This window comes from Anaerosinus sp. (genome assembly GCF_965318445.1).
Genome location: NZ_CBDNNH010000012.1, coordinates 104329 through 130006, shown reverse-complemented (window position 1 = coordinate 130006; position 25678 = coordinate 104329). Strand labels below are relative to the sequence as shown.

Genomic DNA, 25678 nt, shown 5'->3' with positions numbered 1-25678 from the left:
TATAAAGTGCAAGGAGAGGATAATAGGTGATAAAAGGAAAAATTCGTGTTGCTGTAGCTGATGATAATCGTGAGTTTGTAGGAATTATTCAGGAGTATTTGTCAGAACAACCTGATATCGAGGTTGCAGGGGTAGCTTATGATGGAGAAGAAATCTTAAAAATTATTGAAGCAGAGGAACCAGATGTCATTATACTTGACATAATCATGCCTCACCTTGACGGCATTGGTGTTTTAGAAGCTTTAAATAATTCATCGGTAAAGCGCCCAAAAATTATCATGTTGACTGCGATAGGTCAAGAAAGTATTACACAGCAAGTTGTAGAATTAGGAGCAGATTACTACATCTTAAAACCATTTAATGTTGATGTAATTGCTAGTAGGATTAGACAATTAGCTGGAACAATTACAGAGCAAAGACCTTTAGTTGTTGCGCAAGCAATAAAAGCAAGACCTATGGATATGGAAGTGACCAATATTATTCGAGAAATAGGAATTCCCGCGCATATAAAAGGATATCAGTATTTACGCGATGCAATTATGATGATTATAAATGAAGTGGAACTGCTTGGAGCAGTTACAAAGGTTTTATATCCATTAATTGCTGAAAAATACATGACAACACCAAGTCGTGTGGAAAGAGCTATCCGCCATGCAATTGAAGTTGCTTGGGGCAGAGGCAATATGGATATGATTAATAAGATTTTTGGCTATACAATTAAACTTGATAAAGGTAAACCAACTAATTCTGAATTTATGGCAATGATTGCTGATAAATTAAGAATGGAAATGCGGGCTTAAGATAAATAAATCCTAACGATAATCGTTGGGATTTATTTATTTAGTAAAGAAATATTTGTGGACATGATAAAAAACTTTACTTATTTATTAACGTATAGTAGATTACTATATAAGGACTTATTCTATGATTCATTCGCTTAGATAACGAAATCTAAGCATAAAGATTTTGCTTATCTGCTTATAAATTTTCTGCTTTTATAAGTGAGAGTTAGAGTGGTTGAGTCTTTGTAAAAATGTGAGTAGAATTAAAAATTATCTGAATTAAGCTTTAGTTTATTATTGGAGGATACGGAAATGGATGAAGATTTAAAGGAGAAATTTTTGCATTCTGAAAATGTATTTGATGGTGCATTATTAAAAGTAAAAAAAGATACTGTTGCTTTACCAAATGGGAAAAAAGCAACAAGAGAATGGATTGAGCATCCAGGAGCGGTAGCGGTTGTTCCTATATGTAATGATGGTAAGATAGCTTTGGTTAGACAATATCGATATCCAGTTGGCAAGGTTATGTTAGAAGTTCCTGCAGGAAAACTAGATAGTGGGGAGCACCCAGATGAATGTGTTATTCGAGAATTAAAAGAAGAAACAGGGTATACTGCGCAAAAAATACGTAAGTTAACATCTATTGCAACAACCCCTGGATTCTCAAATGAAATGATTCATCTTTATGTGGCAGAGAATTTGATTACAGGAAAACAATGTCCAGATGAAGATGAATTTATTCATGTTGTAAAATATACTAAAGAAGAAATAAAAAATATGATTCAAAATGGAAAAATTAATGATGCAAAAAGTATTTTGGCTCTATTATTAGCGGGTGTATAGCGTATAGTATAAGTTAATAAAGTGGACAAATTGGTCTAAACTAAATCCTCTTTGCATAAGGTGTAATAGCATTATACAAGGGGGATTTTTATGTATAATAAATTTCGGTATGTTTTCCTCGAACATTTAAAAAAAAATATTGCAAAATATTTTTTTTCTATATTGGTTTTATTAGTTGGAATTGTAATTGGTGCTATGGCAATGAAGTTTTTACCTGAACTTCAGAGAAATGAATTAGCAGGCTATTTAAATTTATATTTAAGCAGCCTATCAGATACTTCCAAGATAAATGATAGCATGATTCTTGGTGATGTCATCATTAAGAACACAAAAACTATACTTGCTATATGGATTTTAGGATTTACGATTATAGGATTGCCGTTTGTTCTAGGAATTGTTTGTTTAAAGGGAATTGTTATTGGATTTACAGTAGGGTTCTTGGTTAATGAATATATTTATAAAGGGATTTTTTTAGCTTTAGCTGTTGTTCTCCCACATAACTTATTAAGTATTCCAATGATTTTAATAATGAGTATAGCAGCAATTAACTTCTCTCTAAACTTAATTAAAAGAAGGCAATATAAAAAAGATAATCTGGCATATTCATCTATCTTATATAGTATTATTTGCTTTATTTTGTGTATTGGAATAATTTTAAGCTCCTTATTAGAAGTTTATGTTTCCCCCGTATTTATGAGATGGATTGTCAATTTATTTTAGGAGAATGACTTATATAAAGGAGGTCTAATCTTGGTTATGTATGTAATAAATAAAAACTTTTTCATGAAAATAGGAAAAATATTTATTATTATTATTATTTTAATGATTCTTACCTGTTATGTTTTATCAAAGTTAATAGGCGATACTTCAATTTTTCAGCCTGACCAATATCAAATTCAAGATCGAAAATATCAGGAGCCTTTACGTGTTTAATCTGGTAAAATTTATTTTATTTATTTGATATATACTACAGGGGAATAGTTTTTTATGTGGAATTTATTATGTATGTAATTATTGTTTTATACTAGTAAACTAAGGTTTTATTTGTTGATTTAGAACAGCAAAATTTATTTGCAGCATAATTTTTATTGTGTATAGTGTATGAAGAGTGAAGGATGGTAATCATGGAAGGATACGTAAATGCTTTTATAAATTATTTAGCAATTGAGCGTGGATTAGCAAAAAACACTTTGGAATCCTATGGTCGTGATTTAAAGCAATTTCAAAATTATATGAACGATTTAAATTTAGAAGTTGAAAAAGATTCTAATGAGAATATGATCCAAGAATATTTAAAAAGTTTACAAACTAAAGGTCGTGCTGTGTCAACAATTTCACGAAATATTGCTGCAATTAAAGCATTTTATCAGTACCTTGTTAAAGAAAATTATTTAGAAAATGACCCATCTCAATCATTAGATACACCTAAAGTAGAAAAAAAATTGCCTAAAATTCTTTCTGTTCATGAGGTTGAGGAATTGTTAAAACAACCAGAGATAAAATCTTCTGGAGGATTAAGAGATAAAGCGATGCTTGAATTACTTTACGCTACCGGTATTAGAGTTTCGGAATTAATCGCATTAAACATATCTGATATAAATTTAGATATGGGGTACGTTAAATGTTATGGAAAAGGATCAAAGAATCGGATTGTTCCGCTTGGTTCCATTGCAGTAAAAGCAGTACACGATTATATTATAAAAGGAAGAATGAAAGTTGTTCGTACATATGATGAACCAGCATTATTTATTAACCATCATGGTGGTCGATTAACAAGACAAGGGTTTTGGAAAATTATAAAAAAATATGCACAAGAAGCCGGTATTACTAAAGATATTACCCCACATACACTAAGACATTCTTTTGCAACGCATTTATTAGAAAATGGTGCAGATTTACGTTCTGTACAGGAAATGTTGGGGCATGCTGATATATCGACAACTCAATTATATACACAAATAGTAAAAAATCCGCTCAAAGAAGTGTATGATAAATCACATCCGCGTGCATAATGAAAGTAATTGTTGTGATAGGAGTTGATGAGATTGTTTAAAAGAATTTTTGTTATCATTATGGATAGTGTAGGTATTGGAGAAGCACCAGATGCAGATAAATTCGGTGATGTCGGATCAAATACATTAGGTAATATTGCTAAAGTATGTGATGGGTTGTATTTGCCAACTTTAGAATCTTTAGGCTTGGGCTGCATCTCTAATATTAAAGGGATTAAAAATGTACAAAATCCATTGGCTAGCTTTGGGAAAATGATGGAAATTTCAAAAGGAAAGGATACAACTAGCGGACATTGGGAAATTGCAGGCTGCCCATTGAAAATTTCTTTTCCTGTATATCCAAAAGGCTTTCCAGAATATTTAATCAAAAGATTTACGGAGCTAACAGGATTTCCTGTTTTAGGTAATAAAGTGGCTTCGGGCACAAAAATTATTGAAGAATTAGGAGAAGAACATGTAAAGACGGGTTATCCAATTGTATATACATCTGCAGACAGTGTATTTCAAATAGCTGCACATGAAGATGTAATTCCATTGGAGAATCTATATAAGATATGTAAAATTACACGTGATAAAGTGTGCATAGGAAAAGATGCAGTGGGACGAATTATCGCCAGACCTTTCATTGGAGAAAATGGAAAATTCATTCGTACTCCTAATCGTCATGATTATAGCTTGTTACCACCAGAAAACACTGTATTAGATGAACTGAAGGAGCAAGGATATAATGTGATTGGAATTGGTAAAATCGGCGATATTTTTGCACAAAGAGGTTTAACGAAGTCAAACCCAACAAAATCAAATAAACATGGGATGGAGCTCTTAACTAGCTTAGTAAAGCAGCAAGATATTAAAGGTCTAATTATGGCCAATTTAGTAGAGTTTGATAGCCAATATGGTCATAGAAATGATGCAAAAGGTTATGCACAAGCTCTCGTAGATTTTGATGAGGAATTGAAAACCTTTTTACCCTTATTAAATACGGATGATCTCCTTATAGTTACAGCAGATCATGGCTGCGATCCGACGACACCTTCTACAGATCATAGTCGTGAATATGTTCCAATTTTAGTTTATAACAAAAATTTAACAGGAAAAAATCTAGGGACTCGTACTAGTTTTTCTGATGTAGCGGCAACAATTGCTGAAAATTTCAATCTTAAAAATTCATATGGAAAAACGTTATTAATCAAATAAAAGAAGTCATTGTTGAATCAATGACTTCTTTTATTTGATTATTTATTTCCAGTGTATAAAATTTATTGTTGGATAATCTAATATTACAAAATAGGAAAGGAGCGTTGTTTTGTGAAAAAAATAAAAAAATATACGTCATTTTTTATGGTATGTAGTTTAATTTGTTTTTTTGTAAGTAATCTTTTTATAAAAAATGTTGATGCTTCAGTTGAATTACAAGCAAAATCGGCAATTTTAATGGATGAGAACGGAAATATTCTTTTTGAGAAAAACAGTAATGAAAAATTGTCACCGGCTAGTGTAACAAAAACAATGACAATTTTATTAGCAGTAGAAGCTGTTGAGGAAAAACGTGTAAACTTAGATGATTTAGTTTCTGTAAGTGAACATGCATATCGTCAGGGTGGTTCACAGATTTGGTTAGAAACTGGCGAAAAAATGACGTTTAAAAATTTATTAATAGCGACAGCTGTTGTCAGTGCAAATGATGCTGCAATGGCAATGATGGAATATATTTATGGGGACGAAGAATCCGCAGTTTCAGCAATGAATCAACGCGCTTTAGCATTAGGATTAAAAAATACACACTTTTCAAATGTGAATGGATTACCCGTAGAAAATCATTATATGAGTGCTTATGATACGGCACTTATTGTGAAGGAAGCTGTTAAGCACGATCTGTATAGAGAGGTATCCAGCATAAAAGAATATTGGCTACGAGATGGTAAAAATTGGCTAGTTAATACGAATAAATTATTATGGTGGTATGAAGGAGCTGATGGTTTAAAGACAGGCTGGACTGAAGAGGCAAAATACTGCTTTGCTGGTACGGCAAAGCGTGATAGTTTACGATTGATATCGGTTGTTTTTGCTGCACCTGAACCTAGACAACATTTAAAAGAAAGTATGAAATTATTAGATTGGGGGTTTGCTAACTATAAAGCAATTCAAGCTATGCAAAAAAATGAAGCGATTTGTGAAACTAACGTAAGTAAAGGGGTAAAGAAGAAAATCATTTTAATTGCAAAAGACGATATAAATATTACGATAAAAAAGGAAAATAAAAATCAGTTAAGAAAAGAAGTTAAAGTTGAGGAAAATATAACTGCGCCGGTCATTGCAGGGGAAAAATATGGTGAAGTTTATCTATATGATGAAACGGTTTGTGTAGGGAGTACAGATTTACTGGCGCAAGAAAACGTGGAAAGAAAAAATTTCTTTTCTACGATAACGGATCTTGTGGAAAAATTATTATTACCATGAGAGTAATTGTTTGCTAACTTGATAAATTTATAAAATAACGGAAATGCAAAAACATTTTCGTTATTTTTTTACAATCTAGAAGGTAATTTATTCCTTTTATAGAATAAGATAGAATACTATGAAAAAGAAAAAGAGTTTGAGGAGGATAATATGGTAATAACAACGTTAATAAATAAAGGTGTATTAGTAGTGCGTGTTGATGGAGAGTTAGATATGCACGTGACAGATGATTTTCGAAACACTTTAGATAAATGTATGGATAATACAGGAATTAAAGAGGTTATATTGAATTTACAAAGAGTTGAGTTTATCGATAGTTCTGGCATTGGAGCTATTTTAGGACGATATAAAAAAATTCATTTTATGGGTGGAAGTTTATGCATAGTGGGTATCCAACCTGTTGTTATGAGGATTTTTGAATTGTCTGGGCTGTTTAAAATTATAAAAACTTATCCAACAGAAACGGATGCATTTACTTGCTTATGAGGAGGATATGATGGAGATTAAAAATCAAATTAAAATGTCTATGTATAGCTCAAGTGAAAATGTTAGTATTGCAAGATTATCAGCAGCAACTTTTTCCGCTCAAGCAGAGTTGACTTTAAGTGATATTGAAGAAATTAAAGTTGCAATTTCAGAAGCTGTATCTAATGCAATTATTCATGGGTATGGTGAAGAAAAAGGAATCGTTGAATTTTGCATGACTTTATATGAAGATAAGATTGAATATATTATAGAGGATTTTGGAAAAGGAATTGCTGATGTTGAAATGGCACGAGAACCGTCTTATTCAAGTGATCCCGAAAGAATGGGATTGGGCTTTGTTTTTATGGAATCTTTTATGGATGATTTGTCAGTATCATCAGAGTTAGGTAAAGGCACCCGTGTGAAGATGATTAGAAAAATTCAGTGCTTTTCTGCACAGTAGGTGGGCTGTGTATGTTGAGTAATGAAAAGATAATGGATTTAATTACTCAGGCTCAATCAGGAGATATAGGAGCAAAAGAAGTTTTATTGACAGAAAATTTAAATTTAGTACGAAGTATCGTCCATAGGTTTACAAATCGTGGTTATGAATGGGACGATTTATTTCAGATTGGGTGTATGGGGATGGTAAAGGCTATAGAAAGATTTGATTTATCTTTTAATGTAAAGTTTTCTACCTATGCAGTACCGATGATTATAGGTGAAATACGAAGATTTATACGTGATGACAATCCAATTAAGGTAAGTCGACCTATAAAAGATATTGCGTATAAAGTACATAAAGTTCAGGAATTTTTGAGAGGATCATTAGGGCATGAACCGACAATTCAAGAAATTGCAGAAAAATCGGAATTATCTACGCAAGAAATTATTTCTGCTTTAGACGCAATGCAGCCCATTGTTTCATTATATGAAGCTACTACAAATAATAGTGGGGATCAGTTATTGTTATTAGATCAAATTGCAAGTACAAATGATGAAATAGATTGTCTTGAGAAAATAACATTAAATGAGGTAATAGACCGATTATCTGAAAAAGAGCGGTATGTAATAAGAATGCGTTTTTATGAAGATAAAACACAATCGGAAATCGCCAACCAAATTGGTCTGTCACAAGTTCAAATATCAAGAATTGAAAAGCAAGCATTAAAAAAAATTAAGAACTTTTTATAGATCTCGTAAGAGATCTATTTTTATTTTGTGAGTATAAAAAATGATTAAAAGAAGAAAATACATATGAAGTTTATTAATATTGGAGGTTTGATATAAATGGTAGTAAAAGTTATTGAATTGGTTGGTAGCTCCAAAAATAATTGGACAGAAGCGGTTGACAATGCTGTACATGAAGCAGCAAAAACGATTCATTATATTGTAGGTGTAGAAGTAACGAATTTTACTGCAAACATAAATGAAGGCGAAATTGTAGAATATCGCGCTAATGTAAAGTTGGCATTTAAAGTGAAGTGATTAATATGAAAAAGTTATCAAAGAATGAAATGCAAAAGCAATACCAAAATGAAGTAGATGGAATTGTTCCTAAACCACCAGTGATAAAAAATATATTATGGGCATTTTGTGTCGGAGGATTGATTTGTTGCATTGGACAAGTTGTTCAAAATTATTTTTTAGATGGAGGTTTAATCAAAAAGGATGCTGCTGCTGCTACTTCTTCTGTGATGGTTTTTTTAGGTGCTTTTTTAACGGGTATTGGTATATATGACGAAATTGGGAAAAGAGCTGGGGCAGGTTCTGTTGTTCCTATAACAGGGTTTGCAAATTCTATTGTATCTTGTGCAATGGAATTTAAGCGGGAAGGATTTGTTTTTGGCATTGGAGCTAAGATGTTTGTCATTGCTGGTCCTGTAATTGTATATGGATTAGTTATGGCCTTTATTGTAGGTTTGATTCGATGGTTTAGAGTTTTTTGGTGAGCTAGTTAAGAGGTGATAATGATGAATAAAAAAATTGGACAACAAAGTATCCAATTCGCAAATCCGCCTATTATTATTTCTACCGCTAATATTGGTGGTCCAAAAGAGAAAGAGGGATACCAGGGAGAAAACTTTGATATCTTGATGGAAGACAATATTAATGGGTTTGATAGTTGGGAAAAATGTGAGTCGTATATGATGGAACAAGTAATAGCAAAGGCTGCAGAAAAAGCTAATAAACAAGTGAGTGAAATAGAGTGTATTTTAGCAGGGGATTTATTAAATCAATTGATGAGTACCCATTTTGCAATGCGCACATTGCAACGCCCTTTTTTAGGGTTATATGGAGCTTGCTCAACAATGGCGGAGAGTATTCTTATCAGCTCAATGATGATTGATGGGGGATTCGCGAATCTTGTCGCTGCTGCAGCATCAAGTCATCATGATGCTGCAGAAAGACAGTATCGTTTTCCTACAGAGTTAGGCGTACAAAGACCGCCCGTTGCACAATGGACGGTAACTGGAGCGGGATCATCTTTAATCTCCACTGTAGGAGATGGCCCTCGAGTTGTTGGTGCAACCATTGGAAAAATTGTAGATATGGGGATCAAAGATACGAATTCATTAGGAGCTGCGATGGCACCAGCGGCAGCAGATACATTACTTTGTCATTTTAATGATTTTGGTATACAACCAAGTGAATATGACATGATATTTACTGGTGATTTAGGGATGATTGGTAAAACAATGGTCATAAAATTATGTGCAGAGCATGGCTTTTATCTTAGTAATAACTATCAAGATTGTGGATGTATGATTTATCGAGAAGAGCAAGATGCACACGCTGGTGCGAGTGGTTGTGCGAGTTCAGCAGTAGTTTTCAATGGGCATATTTACAAAATGCTGCAAAAAAAACAATATAAGAAAGTTTTGTTAGTTGGAACAGGGAGTTTACACAGTCCAACATCTTATCAACAGAAAGAATCTATTCCTTGTATTGCTCATGCCGTAGCAATACAAGCTTAGGAGGGATAAGGATGCAGGATTATATCATGGTTTTTATTATAGGTGGTATTATTTGCGTTATTGGGCAGCTGTTAATGGATTTAACGAAGTTGACACCGGCACATGTACTCGTTTCTTTTGTAGTTGCAGGGACAATTTTAGGCGGGTTAGGTTGGTATCAACCTTTAATAGAAATTGGTGGCGCTGGTGCAACGATACCTTTAACCGGATTTGGGAATTCTTTAGCGGCTGGAACAATCGAAGCGGTGGATAAACAAGGATTTTTAGGGATATTTACAGGGGCATTGACAGCTACCTCTGCTGGGTTGATGTCAGCAATTTTTTTTGGGTTTTTAATGTCACTAATTTTTAATCCAAAAGGATAAGGTGAATGAATGAAAAAGCAAATGATAGAAGATGAGATATTGACATTGATGAAGGAAATGGATCAAAAAATTGAGTGTTTAGAAAAGCTTATTTCACAGCAACAAGATTCTACAGAAAAGGATAGGGAAAAGAAGAAGCAAGAAAATTGGAGTGAAAATGTAAAAAAAATAAGTGCCATGCAATATGAAATGTCAGAAGAATTGAGTCATAGTATGAAAAATTTAAAAAGTATTATTGTAAAAAGTGAAAAGTTATTAAGTGATGCTCAAGCAAATGAATCATGATGCAATACGAGATTCTTGAATTGAGGGGAAATGTATGAAAAAAAGAGTTCGGGTTATCTTGGTAACTGATGGGGATAGTGTTGCACAAGAGGCAGTTGAGACAGTGGCACAATCTTTAAATCTAAGATGTATATCCGCCTCCGCAGGGAATCCGACTCCGATTTCTGGCGAGACAATGGTAAATTTAATAAAACAAGCTGAGCATGATCCAGTTTTGGTGATGTTTGATGATAAAGGTGAGCCAGAAAAAGGGATGGGAGAGTTTGCGCTAGAGTATGTGGCAAAGCATCCAGATATTGAAGTGCTGGGGGCGGTTGCTGTAGCATCTAATACTACAGGGATTCAAGGAGCTAAAGTTGATTTATGTATTGTAAAAGATGGAACGATTAGTCGTACGGCAGTAGATAAAAAAGGTGATAAAAAATGTGGAAATCTTATGATTGGTGAACCAATCATAAAGGGAGATACTGTAGATATACTTAATGAATTGGATATACCTTTAGTCGTTGGTATAGGGGATGTTGGCAAAATGAAAAGAAAAGATGATATTTGTATTGGCGCACCAATTACAAGAAAGGCTATCGAAGAAATTTTGCAAAAAAACAGTATTGATTATCAAACAGAAATCCTGTGATTTTCACAGGATTTCTGTTTATGCATAAATTAGGATTTAATTAAAAAAACGTTTAAAAGTAGATTCGTCATCGGATAAAGGAAAATAAGAATGAAAAGGCGAAATACATCATCATTATGCAAATTTGTACTTTTAATATGAGGTGTAATAGATGTATAGACCCATAATGTCAGAATATGAGGAAACACAGTATTGTTTAATTCAACAATGGAAATCTGCAGAACCAGGAATTATCGCAAAGGCTCTAGATAAGGTAACAGCTCCTGCGTCTTGGGTATTAGAAAAAATAATTCCTTTGCAAGGGATAAAGTATGTTCTCGATAGTGCAAATTCTATTGCGAAGAAAACGACAGATGTTGAAAAATTAAAAAATACTGCTGCGGTAGCTGAAATTAAATATTTGCGGCATAAAGGATTGGCTATTTCTGATTTTTTAGCACACGATATAGAAAAGTGGGCATTGGGAATTGCAGCGACCGAAGGGGCGGCGACAGGCTGGGCTGGGTTTACGGGTTTGGTAATCGATGTGCCTGCAGTCATCACGTTAGCACTGAGAACGATTTATAAAATTGGTTTGTGTTATGGATATGAAGGAATTGAAGTGTGGGAGCAAGATTTTGTATTTGGAATTTTGTCCGCTGCAGGAGCGAATACAATAGAAGAAAAAATGGCAGCTTTAACGATGATGAATGAAATTAATATCGTATTGGAAGAGGAATCAAATCGACTGATGGGGGAATTTGCAAAAAAACAATTAAATCGCAGGTATGCGGTAATGACTGTAGAGAAGTTAGCTAAACAGTTAGGCATGAATATGGCAAGACGCAAGCTAATGCAGGCATTACCGGTAATCAGTTCTGGTGTTGGGGCAGCAATTAATGTTTGGTATATAAATGAAGTCGTCGCTGCGGCAAAATGTTTTTATCAAGAGCGCTGGTTAATCGATAATCAAAAAGTTATGCGATGATTTGAAGGGATCGTACAATCTTTGCATTTTTTGCAGGGATTGATTATCTTTATGACGAATTTTATATAACTTATGATGATTTAGGAGGTTGGTAGATACGTGTTTGATGCAGATATGATTTTTCGTATTCCGGCATTGTTGATTGCTTTAACGATACATGAATATGCACATGCTAGAGTGGCCGTTCATTTAGGCGATCCTACACCAAGATTTCAAGGAAGGTTGACTTTAAATCCAATTCCACATCTTGATCCGATTGGATTGATTATGTTATGGCTCGTTCAATTTGGTTGGGCGAAACCCGTTGAGGTTGAGGCGCGTAATTTTAAAAATTGGCGACAGGGAATGATGTGGGTTGCTTTGGCAGGTCCGGCTGCTAATTTGATTATGGCATTTTTAGCTATGGTAGTTATGGTTATTTTATTAAAATTTAATGTATTGACAGATTGGTTAATTATTACATTAAAAATGATTTATACCTATAACATTATCTTTGCCATTTTTAATATGATCCCTATTCCGCCGCTTGATGGGTCTAAAGTTTTAATGAACTTTCTTCCACATAAACTGGCTTATCAATATGAAAGTTACAGCAGATATGGATCATTTATTCTTATTGCATTAATTTATATCGGTGTAATTGGGGCGATTATTCGTCCTGTCCAATATTTTTTAAATTTTTTAATGAATCAATTTATTATGCTGATTTTTTAGGAGGAATTATTAATGACTAAAGGACGTATTTTTAGTGGGATGCAACCATCAGGACGATTTCATTTGGGGAATTATCTTGGTGCATTAGAAAACTGGGTTAAATTACAAAATGAATATGAATGCTTTTTTTCGATTGTTGATTTGCATGCATTGACATCTGCTTTTGAAAATACAAGTAAAATTCCCGAAAATATTCATAATATGGCGTTAGATTGGCTGAGTGCTGGGCTTGATCCAGAAAAAAATGTAATTTTTGTTCAATCGAAAGTAAAGGAACACGCTGAATTACATTTACTTTTATCCATGATGACTCCATTATCCTGGTTAGAGCGTGTTCCAACGTATAAAGATAAACTTCAACAACTTGGTGAACAGGGTAAAGACATTAATACATATGGATTCCTCGGATATCCTGAATTGATGACAGCGGATATTATCTTATATAAAGCGGAATATGTTCCGGTAGGGGAAGATCAAATTCCACATTTAGAACTTTCGCGCGAGATTGTTCGTCGATTTAATAATCTATATCAACCAGTATTTCCAGAACCACAAGCGCAGTTAAGCAAATCATCGCTATTACCTGGAATTGATGGCCGGAAAATGAGTAAATCCTATGGAAATGAAATTCCATTCGCTGCTAGCCCAGAGGAACTAAGAGAACGAGTTCGCTTGATTGTTACTGATCCAAACCGTATCAAAAAGACAGATGTTGGGAATCCTGATGTTTGTGTAGCTTATAAATTTCACAAAATCTTTAATAAAGAGAATGTCAATGAAATTTGTAAATGTTGTAAACAGGCTGAAATTGGCTGTGTAGAATGTAAAAAGCGGTTAGCGGAAAAAATGGTAGACGTAATGACAGATATGCATATACGTCGTGCCGAATATGAAGCAAACCCTGCAAGAGTAAAAGAAATTTTAGCATATGGTGCTGAGCGGGCAGGAAAAGTTGCAGCTAAAACGATGGAAGAAGTTCGAGAGGCTATGCATTTGTAAGCTATGGAAGCGTATAAAATAAAATTAGATGCATTTGAAGGTCCATTGGACCTCCTTATGCATCTAATTGAAAAAAATAAAATTAACATTTATGATATTCCGATTGCTGAGATAACAGAGCAGTATATGGGATATTTAGAGCAGTTTCAAGAGTTTAATATTGAGATAGCCAGTGGATTTTTAGTTATGGCGGCAACTTTACTGCAGATAAAGTCGCGAGTTCTTTTGCCAAAACCGCCAAAGTCAGAAAATGATATAGCGGAAGAGGAGATTGATCCACGGCAGGAGCTTGTAGAACGATTACTAGAATATAAACGATTTAAAGAAGTAAGTGAAGTTTTGGATCAATTGGCAGTTAAACAAGCAAAGTATTTTTTTAAGCAACCAGAATCTTTAACGACTCGCTATTTACCACTTGAGGGATTGCCGCTGTCTAGTTTGGTTAATGCTTTTAAAGCAGTTTTATCTTCTGCGGTGGAAGAAGCCGCAATTGTTGAGCGCGACCCATTTACAATTGAAGAAAAAATGGAAGATATAATTTTTTTGTTACATAAAAATAAAAAAACGGTTTTATTTACAGATACTTTTAGCTGTATATCTAATAAGGCAGAGATGGTTACTACTTTTTTAGCACTATTAGAGTTAATAAAATTGAAACGAATATTTATTGAGCAGCAATATGCATTTGCACCAATTTATATTAAATTAAAAGGAGAAAATGATAATGTTTTATGATGAATTAAAAGGGCATATTGAAGCATTATTATTTGTAAATGGAGACCCTTTATCAGTCCATCGGCTTGCAGATATTTTAAATGTTGATAAGGAGAATATTGAGGATTTAATCGTCAAATTGAAAGCTGATATGGAAAGTAGTCAGCGTGGCTTGACAATTATAAAGGTTGCAGGCGGATATCAATTATGTACGAAACCAGAGCTATCAGAAATCATTGAAGCGTTAGCACAAGTGGTTGAACCTAAATTGTCAGTAGCAGCGTTAGAAACTTTATCAATTATTGCATTTCGCCAGCCAATCACAAAGCAGGAAATTGAAATGCTAAGAGGTGTGCGTGTCGATCGTGTATTGACGACTTTATTAGAACGTGGTCTAATCGAAGATGTTGGGCGCAAAGAGGTGATTGGGCGGCCAATTTTATATGGGACAACAGAAGAATTTCTAAAGTGCTTTGGCTTAGATTGTATTGATGATTTACCAGCCTTGCCGGAAAAAGGAATACAGGCAGAAATAAAAGATTATGTGTAATAACATTTTGTTTATTATACATAATTTTTTTTGTTTTGGGGAAAGTATGAATGATTAAAATATTAGGGTGAGATTATTTTGAAATATCTTTTAATTATATTTTTTCTGCTTTTTTGCGCATGGTTTTTTATTAAAATAAATTTATCGATAAAATATGTTAAAAATTCTACAGAAGATTTATTAACGATTAAAATACTTATTTTTAATATACGGTTATACGAAAAAATCTTTTCGCCTTATCTGAAAAAAATATATGAAAAATTTTTATTGAAAAAACTAAAAAAACAGCAACTTCAATCTCAAACAGAAGATAAATCAAAGGATAAAAACTGGAGTGAAATAAAAGATATCTTTAGTAGTTCTTTATATAGAACGCAAAATGAAAAAAACTTTGGGAATTTTAAGCATAAATTCGGCTTTAAAAAAGGCAAGATAAAGATATGTTATAGCTGTTATGATCCTGCGATTACATCGATTACCTATGGCGTTTTAAATTCATTGTTCTATACTTGTTTTATTCATAATTCAAAATATCTTAATATTGAGATTCAACCTAATTTTATTGTACAACAACTATTTGTAGATGCGGAATGTATATTTACTTTTACTTTTGGGGATTTTATATGTATGATAAGAAATTTTAAGCAGGAGGCAAAAAAATGAGCGATACGTCAATACAAGGTTTCATGCAGACTGCTATGAACAGTATTAGAGAAATGATTGATGTAAACACAATTGTAGGTGATCCAGTAACTACACCGGATGGGACAGTGATTATTCCAATATCAAAAGTAACTTTTGGTTTTGTCGCTGGTGGCGGTAAAGGTGAGATAGAACAAAATGAAAATAAAAGTGGCTTTGGAGGCGGCAGTGGTGGAGGTGTTAGTGTAAGACCGGTCGGCTTTTTAGTTTGTTCCGTAAATCAAGGTATTCGATTTATGTGTGTAGACAATCACAATGTTTATGATAAATTATTGGATTTTATGCCACAAGCAATGGAAAAAATACAAGAAATGCTTAATGGGAATATGACAAATTACGATGATTTAGAATCGAAAGAAAATAATTGAAATAATAAAACAAGACTTTCGTATTTAGGGGGTCTTGTTTTATTTTGTAAAGATTTGATAAAACAATGGATATCCTTTGACGAATGTTATAAAGATGTTTATAATATTTATTATGTTTTATTATCCGTTTGATTTGAAGGGAGCTCAATAATAGGTTTATGGTAAATTTATGGAAGATAATATTATGTATGATATTTTTAATAAATATGGGGGGAACGAATTGTTTTGCAAGTAGTGAACCCGCATTGACAGCTAAATCTGCAATTGTTATGGACGCGACGACAGGAAAGGTATTGTATGCTAAGGATGCTGAAAGCAGAAGGTATCCTGCAAGTACGACAAAAATGATGACGCTGATTGTTGCTTTGGAAAACGGCAATTTAAATGATGTTATTGAGGCGAGTGAAAATGCCTCCAAAACTGAAGGCTCTTCTTTATGGCTTGAACATGGAGAAAAATTAACATTGAGAGATCTTTTATACGGTGTAATGCTTGTATCTGGAAATGATGCAACGGTAGCAGTAGCGGAACACATTGCGGGTTCAGTTGATGCATATGCAAAGATGATGACCCAAAAGGCACATGAAATTGGAGCAGTTCACACAGCTTTTACGAATTCGAGCGGACTACCTGACACTAATCATTATTCGACAGCGCATGATTTAGCACTTATTGCTGCTTATGGCTATAGAAATCCTTTATTTGAAGAGATTGTAAGCACAAAGACTAAAATTATTCCGTGGGCAACGAATGATTATGGCAGAGAGTTATTTAATGAAAATAGAATGTTGTGGCTTTACGAAGGTGGAAATGGTGTTAAGACCGGATATACAAATGCAGCAGGTCGTTGTTTAGTATCCGCGGCTAAGCGTGATGGGATTCAATTGGTTGCAGTTGTGTTAGATAGTGAATTTATGTGGAATGACTCAATTGCGCTGTTAGATTATGGTTTCCAAAAAATAAAAGCAGTAAAATTATATAATGCCAATGCTGTCATAAAAAATGTTTCAGTAAACTATGGTGTTAAATCAGATGTAGATGTTGTTGCTAAAAATGATATTGTTGTTCCAATGGTCGATGAAGACAAAAAGAATTTTGTCACGGTGATTGACTTACCAGAAAAAATAGAAGCAGGCTTCCATAAAGGAACTAAATTAGGAACTTTAAAAATTATGTATAATAACAAAGAAGTAGCAACAACGGATTTAATAGCTGCCAATGGCGTAGATAAAAAATCGTTTTTTCAAACTGTATATAGATCATTAAATAAAGTATTTAATTTATTCATGACGAAGTTTTTCTAGAGCGACTATTAAAGTCGTTCTTTTTTTATTGTTTTTATTCATACCTTGGAATAGGAGGTGTGGCGAGCAATGATAAATTATATATGGGGATTTTTTCTTGTGTTCGGAATTATTTATGCTGGATTTTGTGGAAATATTGAATTTGTAACAGAAAGTGCGATAAAAGCTGCCCAAGATGCCGTTTTATTATCTTTAAATTTGCTTGGTATGATGTGTCTGTGGCTAGGGCTGATGAACATTGCAAAGCAAGCAGGGATGATTCGTTTTTTGGCAAAAAATTTAAAGCCATTATTGAGATTGATTTTTCCTAGCATTCCAGCTAACCATCCTGCGCTTGGTGCGATTGTTATGACCATAAGTGCAAATATGCTAGGCCTTGGAAATGCTGCAACACCTTTGGGAATAAAAGCCATGCAGCAATTGCAAACCTTAAATAAAGAAAAAAAGAAAGCAACACCGGCGATGTGTACTTTCTTAGTTTTATGTACAACCGGAACGACTCTAGTTCCGATGACCATCATTGCGTTAAGATCGGCTATGGGGGCTGCTACACCGACAGACATTGTAGGTTGTGTACTCATGGTAAGCTGTATAGCGACAATTGCAGGTCTTGGCATGGATTTTTTATGCAGAAAAATATTGCGATTGAGGTGATGCTATGTTTGGCGATTTCATACAGGCAGTATCGATATGGTCCGTTCCAATGATTATCACTAGTATAATCGTACTTGGCTTGATTAAGAAAATAAAAGTTTATGAATGCTTTGTTGAAGGAGCAGCTGAGGGTATCCATACAGTAGTAAAAATTATACCTTTTTTAGTTGCGATGATGGTTTCCATCCAAGTTTTTCGATCATCAGGAGCAATGGGGGAATTTTTATCCTTTGGTGCCCCTCTTTTCAGAGTTTTAGGAATACCTAGTGAATTAATTCCTTTAGCGATGATGCGACCATTATCAGGTACGGGAACAATGGGCTTAGGCGTAGATTTAATGAATTTTTATGGCGTTGATTCTCTTTATGGTAAAATAGCTGCGACGATTATGGCGAGTAGTGATACTACTTTTTACATCTTAGCAGTTTATTTTGGCTCAGTAGGAATTAGTAAAGTAGGATATTCTATTTTTACTGGACTATTTGCGGATTTGGTAGCTTTTTTCACTGCTGTTTACCTAGGTTCTTTATTGTTTACCTAGCTTTTTCATCTTAGATCTGTGGCATTTTTAACTTGCCTGAATACTATGGAATTAAGATTTTAGGCAGGGAGGGAAAGCCTTGAGTAATGTAGTGATAAGTGGAGGCGGCTGGTCGGGATGCGCAGCCGCACTTTCGGCGGCCAAAGCTGGTGCTAAAGTTATTTTAATTGAAAGAACCGATCTACTATTAGGAACTGGACTCGTGGGGGGAATCTTCCGCAATAATGGAAGATATACAGCTGCTGAAGAAAGTATTGCCATGGGCGCGGGAGAGTTTTTTAAAGTAATGGACGAAAACTCTCGTCATACAAATATTGACTTTCCAGGGCATCAGCATGCATCTTTATATGATGTAACTACGATGGAACCAATGATAAAAAAAATTCTTTTAGAGTATGGTGTTGAAATAAAAACACAAGTTAGAGTAAATAATGTGAAGAAGGCAGGGCGGCATATAGAAGCAGTTGCTCTTGATAATGGAGAAGTATTACAGGGGGATGCTTTTATAGATGCAACAGGTAGTGCTGGCCCAATGGGAAATTGTTTACGTTATGGAAATGGTTGTGCGATGTGCATTCTTCGCTGTCCATCTTTTGGCCCGAGAATTAGCCTTAGTGGCAAGGCGGGGGTGAAAGAGTTTTTCGGTGAAAAAGCAGATGGTTCAGTAGGTGCGATGAGTGGTTCGTGTAAAATTAATAAGGATTCATTGAGTGATGAATTAAAAGCAGAACTAGAACGCAAAGGTGTTGCTGTATTAAAAATTCCAGAAGGACTAAGAAAAAAAGGTGGCTTATTAAAGAAAGCTTGTAGTCAATATGCACTAGATGCATTTGCAGAAAATATTATATTACTCGATACTGGCCATGCAAAATTGATGACATCTTATTTTCCGTTAAAGGATTTAAGAAAAATTCATGGACTAGAAAAAGCGCGTTATGAAGATCCTTATTCTGGCGGAGTTGGGAATTCGATGCGCTATTTAGCAATAGCTCCATGTGATTGTACTCTACGAGTTGATGATATTGACAATTTATTTTGTGCAGGAGAAAAATCAGGTACAATTGTAGGGCATACAGAAGCTATTGTAACTGGATTACTTGCCGGACATAATGCAGTTCGGTGCAGCTTAGATATGGAATATTTAGTTTTGCCCAATACAATCGCAATTGGTGATTTTATCGAATTTGTACAAAGAAAAATGACTGATGAAAGCGGTAGAAGGATCCGCTATACTTTTTCTGGGTCAGTTTATTTTAATCGAATGAAAGAAGAAGGTCTTTATGAAATTAATTCTGAATTTATTCAGCAAAATATTGAAAAAGCTGGACTAAAAGATATTTATTATAAATGTTTAGTATAGGCAAGGGGGAGCTACTATGTTAAAAGAGTTAATAAAAAGATGCATTGATATCAATTCGTCTTATTGTCCTTGCCTTTTAGCAGATACAAACCATTGTGTGTATTGTTCGCAATTGCAGGGAAAAGAATTTTGTGATTGTGACTGGCAAGGTGTATGCATTTTGTATGAAAATTTTTGGCAAAAAAAATGTATTGCTACTAATAAAATATCTAGAGTTGAAGAAAAAACTCAATTTTCTATTAAAGAAAAGCTCAATGAAAAAACTTATATCATTGAGTTTACGGTAAGTCAAGAATTAGCAGAAAGATTAGACGAAGTAGGAGCTTTTGTATTTTTACGTAATGCGGAAGATGAGGGATGTTGCTGTTTTCCTGTAGGGGTGATGGCCGTACAGAAAAATATAATAACAGTTGCAGTTGAGATTGTCGGCGCAAAATCAGCTCGTTTATTTATTAACGATGGGAATATTCTTGTAAGAGGGCCTTACTATAATGGAATGCTTGGAAAACCATGGATTGACAATATAAAAGAGAGTAATATATTATTGGTAGCTGGGGGAATCGGTCAGGCACCTGCATCTTCTGTAATACATAAGCTTGTTGAAAATAACAATATGATTACAGCCATTCTTGCCCCTGGTAAAGTGGGAAAAATATTTGTTGGTGAAAAATTGCGCAAGCAAGGTGTTTTAGTATATGATGTAGATAGTTTAAGAAAAACTGGGTTTGTACTATTAAAAGAGTTGCTTAATGATCGGAAAATTGATTTAGTGATTAGTGCTGGCCCAGACAGTCAGCATCGAGGCTTAATAAATGGATTAAATGATTATGGGTATAATATACCAATGGCGGTAACCAATAATGCTACAATGTGCTGTGGCGAAGGTATTTGCGGCAGTTGCCAGCAGATGAATCATGATAATCAAATGATGAAATTATGTAAAATGCAAGTTGATTTTAATCAAATTATGCAAAATTAAATAAGCTTTAAAAGGGGTAGGAATTTTGGAACGGTTACAAAAAGTAATGAGTCAAGCAGGGGTTGCATCAAGACGCGAAGCTGAAAAATTGATTTTAGCGGGTAGAGTTAGCGTTAATGGAAAAATTATTATGGAGCTAGGTACTAAAGTTGATATAAAGAAAGATAAGGTTCTTGTAGATGGAAAGCCAATTGCGCTAGAAGAACCTATTTATATTTTATTAAATAAGCCTAAAGGTGTTGTAACAACGGCAAAAGATGAACGGGGAAGAAAAACAGTCGTTGATTTGTTAACTGAGGTAGACCAACGCGTTTATCCTGTTGGACGATTAGACTATAATACAGAAGGCGTTTTATTATTAACGAATGATGGTGAACTAACAAATCAATTGATTCATCCTAAATATAAAATCTATAAAACGTATATTGCAAAAGTTTTTGGTATACCAACGGAAGAGAAGTTGGATTTGTTAAGAGTCGGTATTCGTTTAGAAGATGGAATCACTGCACCAGCAAGAATTCGGTTGCTGAATGGGGATGCTTTAACAAATACAGCTGAAATTGAAGTTATTATTCATGAGGGGAAAAATAGGCAGATAAGGCGAATGTGTGAAGCAATTAAGCATCCAGTGAAAAGCTTGAAACGAATAGAGTTTGCTAATTTGGACTTAAAAGGGCTACGACGCGGCCAATACAGAACTTTATCACAACAGGAAATTGATCGATTAAAGAATTTTATCAATGGATAACAGGAGTAGTAAAAATGAAAAAAGTAATTGTAATTGGTGGCGGTGCAGCTGGTTTAATTGCCGCGATTTATGCAGCACGATCTGGGGCAAACGTTACAGTTTTAGAGAAGATGAAGCGAGTAGGTAAGAAATTATTGATTACTGGAAAAGGGCGTTGCAATATTACGAACACAGCAAGTAAGCAAGAGTATATAAAAAATATGATTGGAAATGGAAGTTTTTTGTATAGCGCATTTAGCCAGTATAGCAATGAAGATGTTGTAGATTTTTTTCATCAATTGGATGTCCCAACAAAAGTAGAACGGGGCGGCAGGGTGTTTCCCGTTAGTGATAAAGCGGCAGATGTTGTAAATGCTCTAGTGCATGAGGCAAATCGCTTAGGTGTTGAAATTATTACTGATCAGGCTGTGAGTAAAATTCAAAGCACGGATGGAAAAATAACTGGGGTTAAAAGTATAAGTGGGGGAATATATCCTGCCGATGCAGTTATTTTAGCTACAGGTGGAGCTTCGTATCCTGGAACAGGGTCGACTGGAGATGGGTACACCTTAGTAAAAGAATTAGGACATAGTATTATAAAAATTCATCCTTCTTTGGTTCCATTAGAAACTGAAGATGAGTGGGTAAAAGATGCGCAGGGTTTGTCGTTAAAAAATATAAGGGCGACCATATTAGTGAATGGGATTAAAGCTGGAGAAGATTTTGGGGAGATGTTATTCACTCATTATGGGGTATCTGGTCCGATTATTTTATCTTTAAGTAGATTAGTTGCGGAAAATTTGAATAAAGATAATTTTATTGAGCTGGTTATTAATTTAAAACCAGCATTAACGGAAGAAGTATTAAATAAACGGATTCAGCGAGACTTTGATAAGTTTATTCGTAAGCAGATAAAGAATTCTTTAGGAGAATTGCTTCCGGCAAAATTAATTCCTGTCATTATGGATTTAGCTTATCTTGATCCTGAAAAACCGATAAATCAGGTGACAAAAGAAGAACGTCAACGTTTAATTGAAACGATTATGGGATTGACCTTAACAATAAAAGGAACTCGGCCGGTAAGTGAGGCGATTGTAACGGCTGGCGGGATAAATATCAAAGAAATAAATCCTAGAACGATGGAATCTAAAATAATCCAAGGGTTATATTTTGCTGGAGAAGTAATTGATATTGATGGCTTAACTGGAGGTTATAATCTACAGGCCGCATTTTCAACGGGCTACGTTGCGGGATTTTATGCAGCCGATTAGATTAATCTGTTAAAATTTGTTTATAATAAATAAAAGGTAGGATAGAATAATTAGTTATTCTATCCTTTTTCATTATGAAATTATCGGAGATGAAAAAATGGATAAGTATATTGAAAAATTTTTATTTCGTGCTACATTATGTTTGATGATTTTTCTAATAGGCGTACAAAGTCTAATGTGTAATGATTTCTTTGTTATGTGTTTATCGATTGTAGATAAATTGGAGGGAATTAGAATTAAATGATGAACTAAATATAGTTTTAGCAGGAAGAAAAGGAGTTTGGATAGAATAAGAAACAGATATTTGTAATTTTATCTGATAATTAGAAAGACTAATGTTTAAAGAATTTATAGAGACGTTGTAGTACTATAAGCTTAAAATTAGCTAGATGATTTCAGTGGAATGTTTAAATTATTTTATATATTTTTATAGAACTGGAGAGGGCTAATTGATGAAAGATATAATGAAAATTATAGCGGGACAAGGATTAAAAGGAGATTTTTTCATTCCAGGAGATAAGTCTATTTCTCATCGCAGTGTTATGTTTTCTGCACTTGGAGATAAACCGGTAAGAATTAAAAATTTTTTGAACTCCCAAGATTGCTTATCTACAGTGAAATGTATACAAGCGTTAGGGGTTAAGGTTGATTTTATTAATGAAAATGAAATTGTCATTTATGGGAAAGGTATTCATGGATTAACAGAGCCATCAGATGTTTTAGATGCCGGAAATTCAGGGACTACATTACGTTTAATGATGGGAATTTTAGCCGCACAACCTTTCTTTTCAACATTTACTGGGGATCAATCGTTAAGAAAACGCCCTATGCGTAGGGTAATTAATCCTTTAAGTGAAATGAAAGCAAAGCTTGTTTCTCGCGAAGATTCTAAATACTTGCCACTTGCAATTATTCCTGTGGATAAGCTTCAAGCAATTAACTATGCTATGCCCATGGCAAGTGCACAAGTGAAATCGGCTATTTTATTAGCTGGTATGTATGCTGAGGGAGAAACGATTGTTACTGAACCTTATACTTCACGAGATCATACAGAAAGGATGTTTGAAACGTTTGGAGTTAAATTAAGAAAGTTTGGTACGTCTATAGGAATTAAAAAAGTAGATAAATTTGTGTCTCCAGAGGAAATTGTCGTTCCAGGGGATATAAGTTCAGCGGCTTTTTGGCTGGTAGCAGCTTCAATTATACCTAATAGTAAATTGATCATTCGTAACATTGGAATTAATCCTACAAGAACAGGTATTTTAGATGTTTTAAAAGATATGGGAGCTAATATTGAGATAGTAAACGAAAAGTGGAGTGGAAAAGAACCAGTTGCAGATTTTATCGTAAGATCAGCAGAATTAAAAGGTGTCACTTTTGGTGCAGAAATTATGCCAAGGCTAATTGACGAAATTCCAATTCTTACTGTTGCGGCAATGTTTGCTGAAGGTGATACAATTATTTCTGGTGCTGGAGAGTTGAGAGTGAAGGAAACGGATCGATTAGCAGCAATTGAGGCAGAATTCACGAAAATGGGAGCAAAGATCCAGGCTACTGACGACGGATTAATTATTCATGGAAAGGCAGCTTTAAAAGAAGCAGAGTGCTACTCTTATCATGATCATCGTATTGCAATGGCATTGGCAATCGCAGGCATGGCTGCATATGGTGTTACAATTCAGTCTCCGCATTGTGTGGATATATCTTATCCTAATTTTTATACTGTTTTAAATGAGCTAAAAAAGTAATGAGGAGATAAAAATGAATAAGAAGAAATTAGTAATCGCAATGGATGGGCCGGCAGGGGCAGGAAAGAGTACCGTAGCACGATTAGTTGCAAAAAAGATGAATTATACATATATCGATACTGGTTCTATGTATCGAGCTGTAGCTTGGAAAGTTTTAAAAGAAGATAAAGGAACGTCTAAGACTGCAATCTTAGACGTGTTAAAAAATATTCAGCTACAATTAAAATATGGGAACGATAAAGTTTTAGTGTTTATGGATGAATTTGATATTACAGAACAAATACGCACGCCGGAGGTCACTGGATTGGTATCAAAAGTGGCACAAATAGGTGAAGTTAGAGCTAAAATGGTAAATTTACAACAGAATATGGCGCTTAATGGTGGCGTAGTCATGGATGGTAGAGATATTTGTACGCATGTATTACCAAATGCTGAAATAAAAGTTTTTTTAACCGCTTCGATTGAAGAACGTGCAATGAGGCGTTGGAAAGAGTTGAAGAATAAGGGATATGAGATTGGATTAAAGGAGCTGCAGCTAGAAATAGCTGCGCGAGATAAAGCTGATAGTGAACGGGAAATATCTCCACTTATTCAGGCAAAAGATGCAGTTTTAATTGATACGACGAATATGAGCATTCATGAAGCTGTAGATTCTATAATAAAATTATGTGAAAGGGCATAATTATGTATAAGTTTTTAAAAAGTTTATTTAAGTTTATATTTAATGTAATTTTTCGCTGTAAAATATCTGGGATAGAAAATATTCCAACTCATGGAGGAGTTATTATTGCGGCAAACCATTTGAGTTTATGGGATCCTCCTTTAGCTGCAACATATGTACCTAGATATGTACATTTTATGGCAAAAGAGGAATTGTTTAAAATTCCTTTATTGGGAACTATAATAAAAAAATTATATGCTTTTCCTGTTAAACGAGGTGCAGCAGATCGTTCTGCGATTAGGAACTCTATTCAACTATTGAAAGATGGAGAATGTTTAGGATTATTCCCAGAAGGCACGCGTAGTAAAAATGGGAATATCGGTAAAGCTGAGCCCGGGGTTGCATTAATCGCAATTAAAGCTGGGGTTCCGGTTATTCCAACTGCTGTAATTGGGACAAATAAAATTTTTGGGCCTTTTGAGGTTAAATATGGGAAAGCAATTACCTTTGAAGGTGAGCAAGCTGATAAGGTGCAACTACAAAAATTTTCAGAAGAAATTATGGAGGAAATTATGAATTTAATTAAATGTTAAAT

General features: G+C 34.2%; 34 protein-coding genes. All 34 read left to right on the top strand.

Annotated features, from left to right (window positions below; genetic code table 11):
* Window positions 1–26: 26 nt before the first annotated feature.
* The 34 genes from spo0A (at window position 27) to ACWZFG_RS06570 (ending at window position 25676) form a co-directional block, all read left to right on the top strand.
* Window positions 27–800 carry a sporulation transcription factor Spo0A gene (gene spo0A / locus ACWZFG_RS06735; RefSeq protein ID WP_147669021.1) on the top strand — a complete coding sequence of 258 codons (774 nt, stop codon included), beginning with the start codon at window positions 27–29 and terminating at the stop codon, window positions 798–800.
* A gap of 294 nt (window positions 801–1094) precedes the next feature.
* Window positions 1095–1625 (top strand): NUDIX domain-containing protein, encoded by a 531-nt coding sequence (locus tag ACWZFG_RS06730; RefSeq protein ID WP_147669018.1) that lies wholly within the window; start codon window positions 1095–1097, stop codon window positions 1623–1625.
* A 90-nt stretch (window positions 1626–1715) separates the two neighbouring features.
* On the top strand, window positions 1716–2345 hold the full coding sequence (gene spoIIM / locus ACWZFG_RS06725; RefSeq protein ID WP_147669015.1) for a stage II sporulation protein M: 630 nt from the start codon (window positions 1716–1718) through the stop codon (window positions 2343–2345).
* A 30-nt stretch (window positions 2346–2375) separates the two neighbouring features.
* Window positions 2376–2558, top strand: a complete 183-nt coding sequence (locus ACWZFG_RS06720; RefSeq protein ID WP_147669012.1) for a hypothetical protein — start codon at window positions 2376–2378, stop codon at window positions 2556–2558.
* A gap of 191 nt (window positions 2559–2749) precedes the next feature.
* Window positions 2750–3637, top strand: coding sequence for a site-specific tyrosine recombinase XerD (xerD, locus tag ACWZFG_RS06715; protein WP_177503883.1), 888 nt, complete (start codon window positions 2750–2752; stop codon window positions 3635–3637).
* 27 nt (window positions 3638–3664) lie between these two features.
* On the top strand, window positions 3665–4834 hold the full coding sequence (locus tag ACWZFG_RS06710; protein ID WP_177503880.1) for a phosphopentomutase: 1170 nt from the start codon (window positions 3665–3667) through the stop codon (window positions 4832–4834).
* A gap of 111 nt (window positions 4835–4945) precedes the next feature.
* The gene (locus tag ACWZFG_RS06705) at window positions 4946–6097 is read left to right on the top strand and encodes a D-alanyl-D-alanine carboxypeptidase family protein (protein ID WP_309320203.1); all 1152 of its coding nucleotides are present in this window, start codon (window positions 4946–4948) and stop codon (window positions 6095–6097) included.
* 150 nt (window positions 6098–6247) lie between these two features.
* Entirely contained in the window at window positions 6248–6583 is a 336-nt protein-coding gene (gene spoIIAA, locus ACWZFG_RS06700) for an anti-sigma F factor antagonist (protein ID WP_147669004.1), read from the top strand.
* Window positions 6584–6593: 10 nt separating this feature from the next.
* The gene (spoIIAB, locus tag ACWZFG_RS06695; RefSeq protein WP_147669001.1) at window positions 6594–7025 is read left to right on the top strand and encodes an anti-sigma F factor; all 432 of its coding nucleotides are present in this window, start codon (window positions 6594–6596) and stop codon (window positions 7023–7025) included.
* A gap of 11 nt (window positions 7026–7036) precedes the next feature.
* The gene (locus tag ACWZFG_RS06690; RefSeq protein WP_147668998.1) at window positions 7037–7756 is read left to right on the top strand and encodes a SigF/SigG family RNA polymerase sporulation sigma factor; all 720 of its coding nucleotides are present in this window, start codon (window positions 7037–7039) and stop codon (window positions 7754–7756) included.
* 96 nt (window positions 7757–7852) lie between these two features.
* Entirely contained in the window at window positions 7853–8050 is a 198-nt protein-coding gene (locus tag ACWZFG_RS06685) for a dodecin family protein (protein ID WP_147668995.1), read from the top strand.
* A gap of 5 nt (window positions 8051–8055) precedes the next feature.
* A complete protein-coding gene (gene spoVAC / locus ACWZFG_RS06680) occupies window positions 8056–8514 on the top strand; it encodes a stage V sporulation protein AC (RefSeq protein WP_177504113.1) in 459 nt (152 codons plus the stop codon).
* Window positions 8515–8535: 21 nt separating this feature from the next.
* Window positions 8536–9540 (top strand): stage V sporulation protein AD, encoded by a 1005-nt coding sequence (gene spoVAD, locus ACWZFG_RS06675; protein ID WP_147668989.1) that lies wholly within the window; start codon window positions 8536–8538, stop codon window positions 9538–9540.
* An 11-nt stretch (window positions 9541–9551) separates the two neighbouring features.
* Window positions 9552–9905, top strand: a complete 354-nt coding sequence (spoVAE, locus tag ACWZFG_RS06670; protein ID WP_147668986.1) for a stage V sporulation protein AE — start codon at window positions 9552–9554, stop codon at window positions 9903–9905.
* Between the two features lie 9 nt (window positions 9906–9914).
* Window positions 9915–10190, top strand: a complete 276-nt coding sequence (locus tag ACWZFG_RS06665; protein ID WP_177504111.1) for a hypothetical protein — start codon at window positions 9915–9917, stop codon at window positions 10188–10190.
* Between the two features lie 34 nt (window positions 10191–10224).
* Complete coding sequence (locus ACWZFG_RS06660; RefSeq protein ID WP_177504109.1) at window positions 10225–10824, top strand: stage V sporulation protein AE; 600 nt, start codon at window positions 10225–10227, stop codon at window positions 10822–10824.
* Window positions 10825–10975: 151 nt separating this feature from the next.
* Window positions 10976–11791, top strand: a complete 816-nt coding sequence (locus tag ACWZFG_RS06655) for an EcsC family protein (RefSeq protein ID WP_455577279.1) — start codon at window positions 10976–10978, stop codon at window positions 11789–11791.
* Window positions 11792–11905: 114 nt separating this feature from the next.
* Window positions 11906–12505, top strand: a complete 600-nt coding sequence (locus ACWZFG_RS06650) for a site-2 protease family protein (protein WP_177504118.1) — start codon at window positions 11906–11908, stop codon at window positions 12503–12505.
* Window positions 12506–12517: 12 nt separating this feature from the next.
* Window positions 12518–13504 (top strand): tryptophan--tRNA ligase, encoded by a 987-nt coding sequence (gene trpS, locus ACWZFG_RS06645; protein ID WP_177504105.1) that lies wholly within the window; start codon window positions 12518–12520, stop codon window positions 13502–13504.
* Window positions 13505–13507: 3 nt separating this feature from the next.
* Entirely contained in the window at window positions 13508–14239 is a 732-nt protein-coding gene (locus ACWZFG_RS06640) for a segregation and condensation protein A (protein ID WP_455577278.1), read from the top strand.
* Window positions 14229–14768 carry an SMC-Scp complex subunit ScpB gene (gene scpB, locus ACWZFG_RS06635; protein WP_177504101.1) on the top strand — a complete coding sequence of 180 codons (540 nt, stop codon included), beginning with the start codon at window positions 14229–14231 and terminating at the stop codon, window positions 14766–14768. The genes ACWZFG_RS06640 and scpB overlap by 11 nt, the downstream gene beginning before the upstream one ends.
* Before the next feature lie 78 nt (window positions 14769–14846).
* Window positions 14847–15431, top strand: coding sequence for a hypothetical protein (locus ACWZFG_RS06630; protein WP_455577277.1), 585 nt, complete (start codon window positions 14847–14849; stop codon window positions 15429–15431).
* On the top strand, window positions 15428–15838 hold the full coding sequence (gene ytfJ, locus ACWZFG_RS06625) for a GerW family sporulation protein (RefSeq protein WP_147668963.1): 411 nt from the start codon (window positions 15428–15430) through the stop codon (window positions 15836–15838). The genes ACWZFG_RS06630 and ytfJ overlap by 4 nt, the downstream gene beginning before the upstream one ends.
* A 188-nt stretch (window positions 15839–16026) precedes the next feature.
* Window positions 16027–17142, top strand: coding sequence for a D-alanyl-D-alanine carboxypeptidase family protein (locus ACWZFG_RS06620; RefSeq protein ID WP_455577276.1), 1116 nt, complete (start codon window positions 16027–16029; stop codon window positions 17140–17142).
* 69 nt (window positions 17143–17211) lie between these two features.
* Window positions 17212–17796, top strand: a complete 585-nt coding sequence (locus tag ACWZFG_RS06615; RefSeq protein WP_147668957.1) for a nucleoside recognition domain-containing protein — start codon at window positions 17212–17214, stop codon at window positions 17794–17796.
* A 49-nt stretch (window positions 17797–17845) separates the two neighbouring features.
* Window positions 17846–18337, top strand: coding sequence for a spore maturation protein (locus tag ACWZFG_RS06610; RefSeq protein ID WP_455577275.1), 492 nt, complete (start codon window positions 17846–17848; stop codon window positions 18335–18337).
* Window positions 18338–18416: 79 nt separating this feature from the next.
* Entirely contained in the window at window positions 18417–19697 is a 1281-nt protein-coding gene (locus ACWZFG_RS06605; protein WP_177504098.1) for an FAD-dependent oxidoreductase, read from the top strand.
* Window positions 19698–19713: 16 nt separating this feature from the next.
* A complete protein-coding gene (locus ACWZFG_RS06600; RefSeq protein WP_147668948.1) occupies window positions 19714–20676 on the top strand; it encodes a hypothetical protein in 963 nt (320 codons plus the stop codon).
* 22 nt (window positions 20677–20698) lie between these two features.
* Window positions 20699–21424 (top strand): pseudouridine synthase, encoded by a 726-nt coding sequence (locus ACWZFG_RS06595; RefSeq protein ID WP_147668945.1) that lies wholly within the window; start codon window positions 20699–20701, stop codon window positions 21422–21424.
* Window positions 21425–21438: 14 nt separating this feature from the next.
* Window positions 21439–22674 carry an aminoacetone oxidase family FAD-binding enzyme gene (locus ACWZFG_RS06590; protein ID WP_177504096.1) on the top strand — a complete coding sequence of 412 codons (1236 nt, stop codon included), beginning with the start codon at window positions 21439–21441 and terminating at the stop codon, window positions 22672–22674.
* 97 nt (window positions 22675–22771) lie between these two features.
* On the top strand, window positions 22772–22918 hold the full coding sequence (locus ACWZFG_RS06585) for a hypothetical protein (protein ID WP_177504095.1): 147 nt from the start codon (window positions 22772–22774) through the stop codon (window positions 22916–22918).
* A 208-nt stretch (window positions 22919–23126) separates the two neighbouring features.
* Window positions 23127–24422 carry a 3-phosphoshikimate 1-carboxyvinyltransferase gene (aroA, locus tag ACWZFG_RS06580; RefSeq protein WP_455577274.1) on the top strand — a complete coding sequence of 432 codons (1296 nt, stop codon included), beginning with the start codon at window positions 23127–23129 and terminating at the stop codon, window positions 24420–24422.
* 13 nt (window positions 24423–24435) lie between these two features.
* On the top strand, window positions 24436–25104 hold the full coding sequence (cmk, locus tag ACWZFG_RS06575) for a (d)CMP kinase (protein ID WP_177504094.1): 669 nt from the start codon (window positions 24436–24438) through the stop codon (window positions 25102–25104).
* A 2-nt stretch (window positions 25105–25106) separates the two neighbouring features.
* Window positions 25107–25676: a lysophospholipid acyltransferase family protein gene (locus tag ACWZFG_RS06570; protein WP_147668933.1), complete on the top strand. Its 570-nt coding sequence runs from the start codon at window positions 25107–25109 to the stop codon at window positions 25674–25676.
* Window positions 25677–25678: the final 2 nt, after the last annotated feature.

Coding starts and splice junctions, on each gene's coding strand:
- ACWZFG_RS06660 (WP_177504109.1), top strand. CDS start 10,225: ATGAAAAAAAGAGTTCGGGTTATCTTGGTAACTGATGGGGATAGTGTT.
- ACWZFG_RS06710 (WP_177503880.1), top strand. CDS start 3,665: ATGAGATTGTTTAAAAGAATTTTTGTTATCATTATGGATAGTGTAGGT.
- ACWZFG_RS06685 (WP_147668995.1), top strand. CDS start 7,853: ATGGTAGTAAAAGTTATTGAATTGGTTGGTAGCTCCAAAAATAATTGG.
- scpB (WP_177504101.1), top strand. CDS start 14,229: ATGTTTTATGATGAATTAAAAGGGCATATTGAAGCATTATTATTTGTA.
- spoVAD (WP_147668989.1), top strand. CDS start 8,536: ATGAATAAAAAAATTGGACAACAAAGTATCCAATTCGCAAATCCGCCT.
- ACWZFG_RS06665 (WP_177504111.1), top strand. CDS start 9,915: ATGAAAAAGCAAATGATAGAAGATGAGATATTGACATTGATGAAGGAA.
- spoIIAB (WP_147669001.1), top strand. CDS start 6,594: ATGGAGATTAAAAATCAAATTAAAATGTCTATGTATAGCTCAAGTGAA.
- ACWZFG_RS06615 (WP_147668957.1), top strand. CDS start 17,212: ATGATAAATTATATATGGGGATTTTTTCTTGTGTTCGGAATTATTTAT.
- cmk (WP_177504094.1), top strand. CDS start 24,436: ATGAATAAGAAGAAATTAGTAATCGCAATGGATGGGCCGGCAGGGGCA.
- spoIIM (WP_147669015.1), top strand. CDS start 1,716: ATGTATAATAAATTTCGGTATGTTTTCCTCGAACATTTAAAAAAAAAT.
- ACWZFG_RS06570 (WP_147668933.1), top strand. CDS start 25,107: ATGTATAAGTTTTTAAAAAGTTTATTTAAGTTTATATTTAATGTAATT.
- ACWZFG_RS06655 (WP_455577279.1), top strand. CDS start 10,976: ATGTATAGACCCATAATGTCAGAATATGAGGAAACACAGTATTGTTTA.
- ytfJ (WP_147668963.1), top strand. CDS start 15,428: ATGAGCGATACGTCAATACAAGGTTTCATGCAGACTGCTATGAACAGT.
- spoIIAA (WP_147669004.1), top strand. CDS start 6,248: ATGGTAATAACAACGTTAATAAATAAAGGTGTATTAGTAGTGCGTGTT.
- ACWZFG_RS06590 (WP_177504096.1), top strand. CDS start 21,439: ATGAAAAAAGTAATTGTAATTGGTGGCGGTGCAGCTGGTTTAATTGCC.
- trpS (WP_177504105.1), top strand. CDS start 12,518: ATGACTAAAGGACGTATTTTTAGTGGGATGCAACCATCAGGACGATTT.
- ACWZFG_RS06650 (WP_177504118.1), top strand. CDS start 11,906: ATGATTTTTCGTATTCCGGCATTGTTGATTGCTTTAACGATACATGAA.
- xerD (WP_177503883.1), top strand. CDS start 2,750: ATGGAAGGATACGTAAATGCTTTTATAAATTATTTAGCAATTGAGCGT.
- ACWZFG_RS06690 (WP_147668998.1), top strand. CDS start 7,037: ATGTTGAGTAATGAAAAGATAATGGATTTAATTACTCAGGCTCAATCA.
- spoVAE (WP_147668986.1), top strand. CDS start 9,552: ATGCAGGATTATATCATGGTTTTTATTATAGGTGGTATTATTTGCGTT.
- spoVAC (WP_177504113.1), top strand. CDS start 8,056: ATGAAAAAGTTATCAAAGAATGAAATGCAAAAGCAATACCAAAATGAA.
- ACWZFG_RS06730 (WP_147669018.1), top strand. CDS start 1,095: ATGGATGAAGATTTAAAGGAGAAATTTTTGCATTCTGAAAATGTATTT.
- ACWZFG_RS06640 (WP_455577278.1), top strand. CDS start 13,508: ATGGAAGCGTATAAAATAAAATTAGATGCATTTGAAGGTCCATTGGAC.
- ACWZFG_RS06600 (WP_147668948.1), top strand. CDS start 19,714: ATGTTAAAAGAGTTAATAAAAAGATGCATTGATATCAATTCGTCTTAT.
- ACWZFG_RS06620 (WP_455577276.1), top strand. CDS start 16,027: ATGATATTTTTAATAAATATGGGGGGAACGAATTGTTTTGCAAGTAGT.
- ACWZFG_RS06610 (WP_455577275.1), top strand. CDS start 17,846: ATGATTATCACTAGTATAATCGTACTTGGCTTGATTAAGAAAATAAAA.
- aroA (WP_455577274.1), top strand. CDS start 23,127: ATGAAAGATATAATGAAAATTATAGCGGGACAAGGATTAAAAGGAGAT.
- ACWZFG_RS06585 (WP_177504095.1), top strand. CDS start 22,772: ATGGATAAGTATATTGAAAAATTTTTATTTCGTGCTACATTATGTTTG.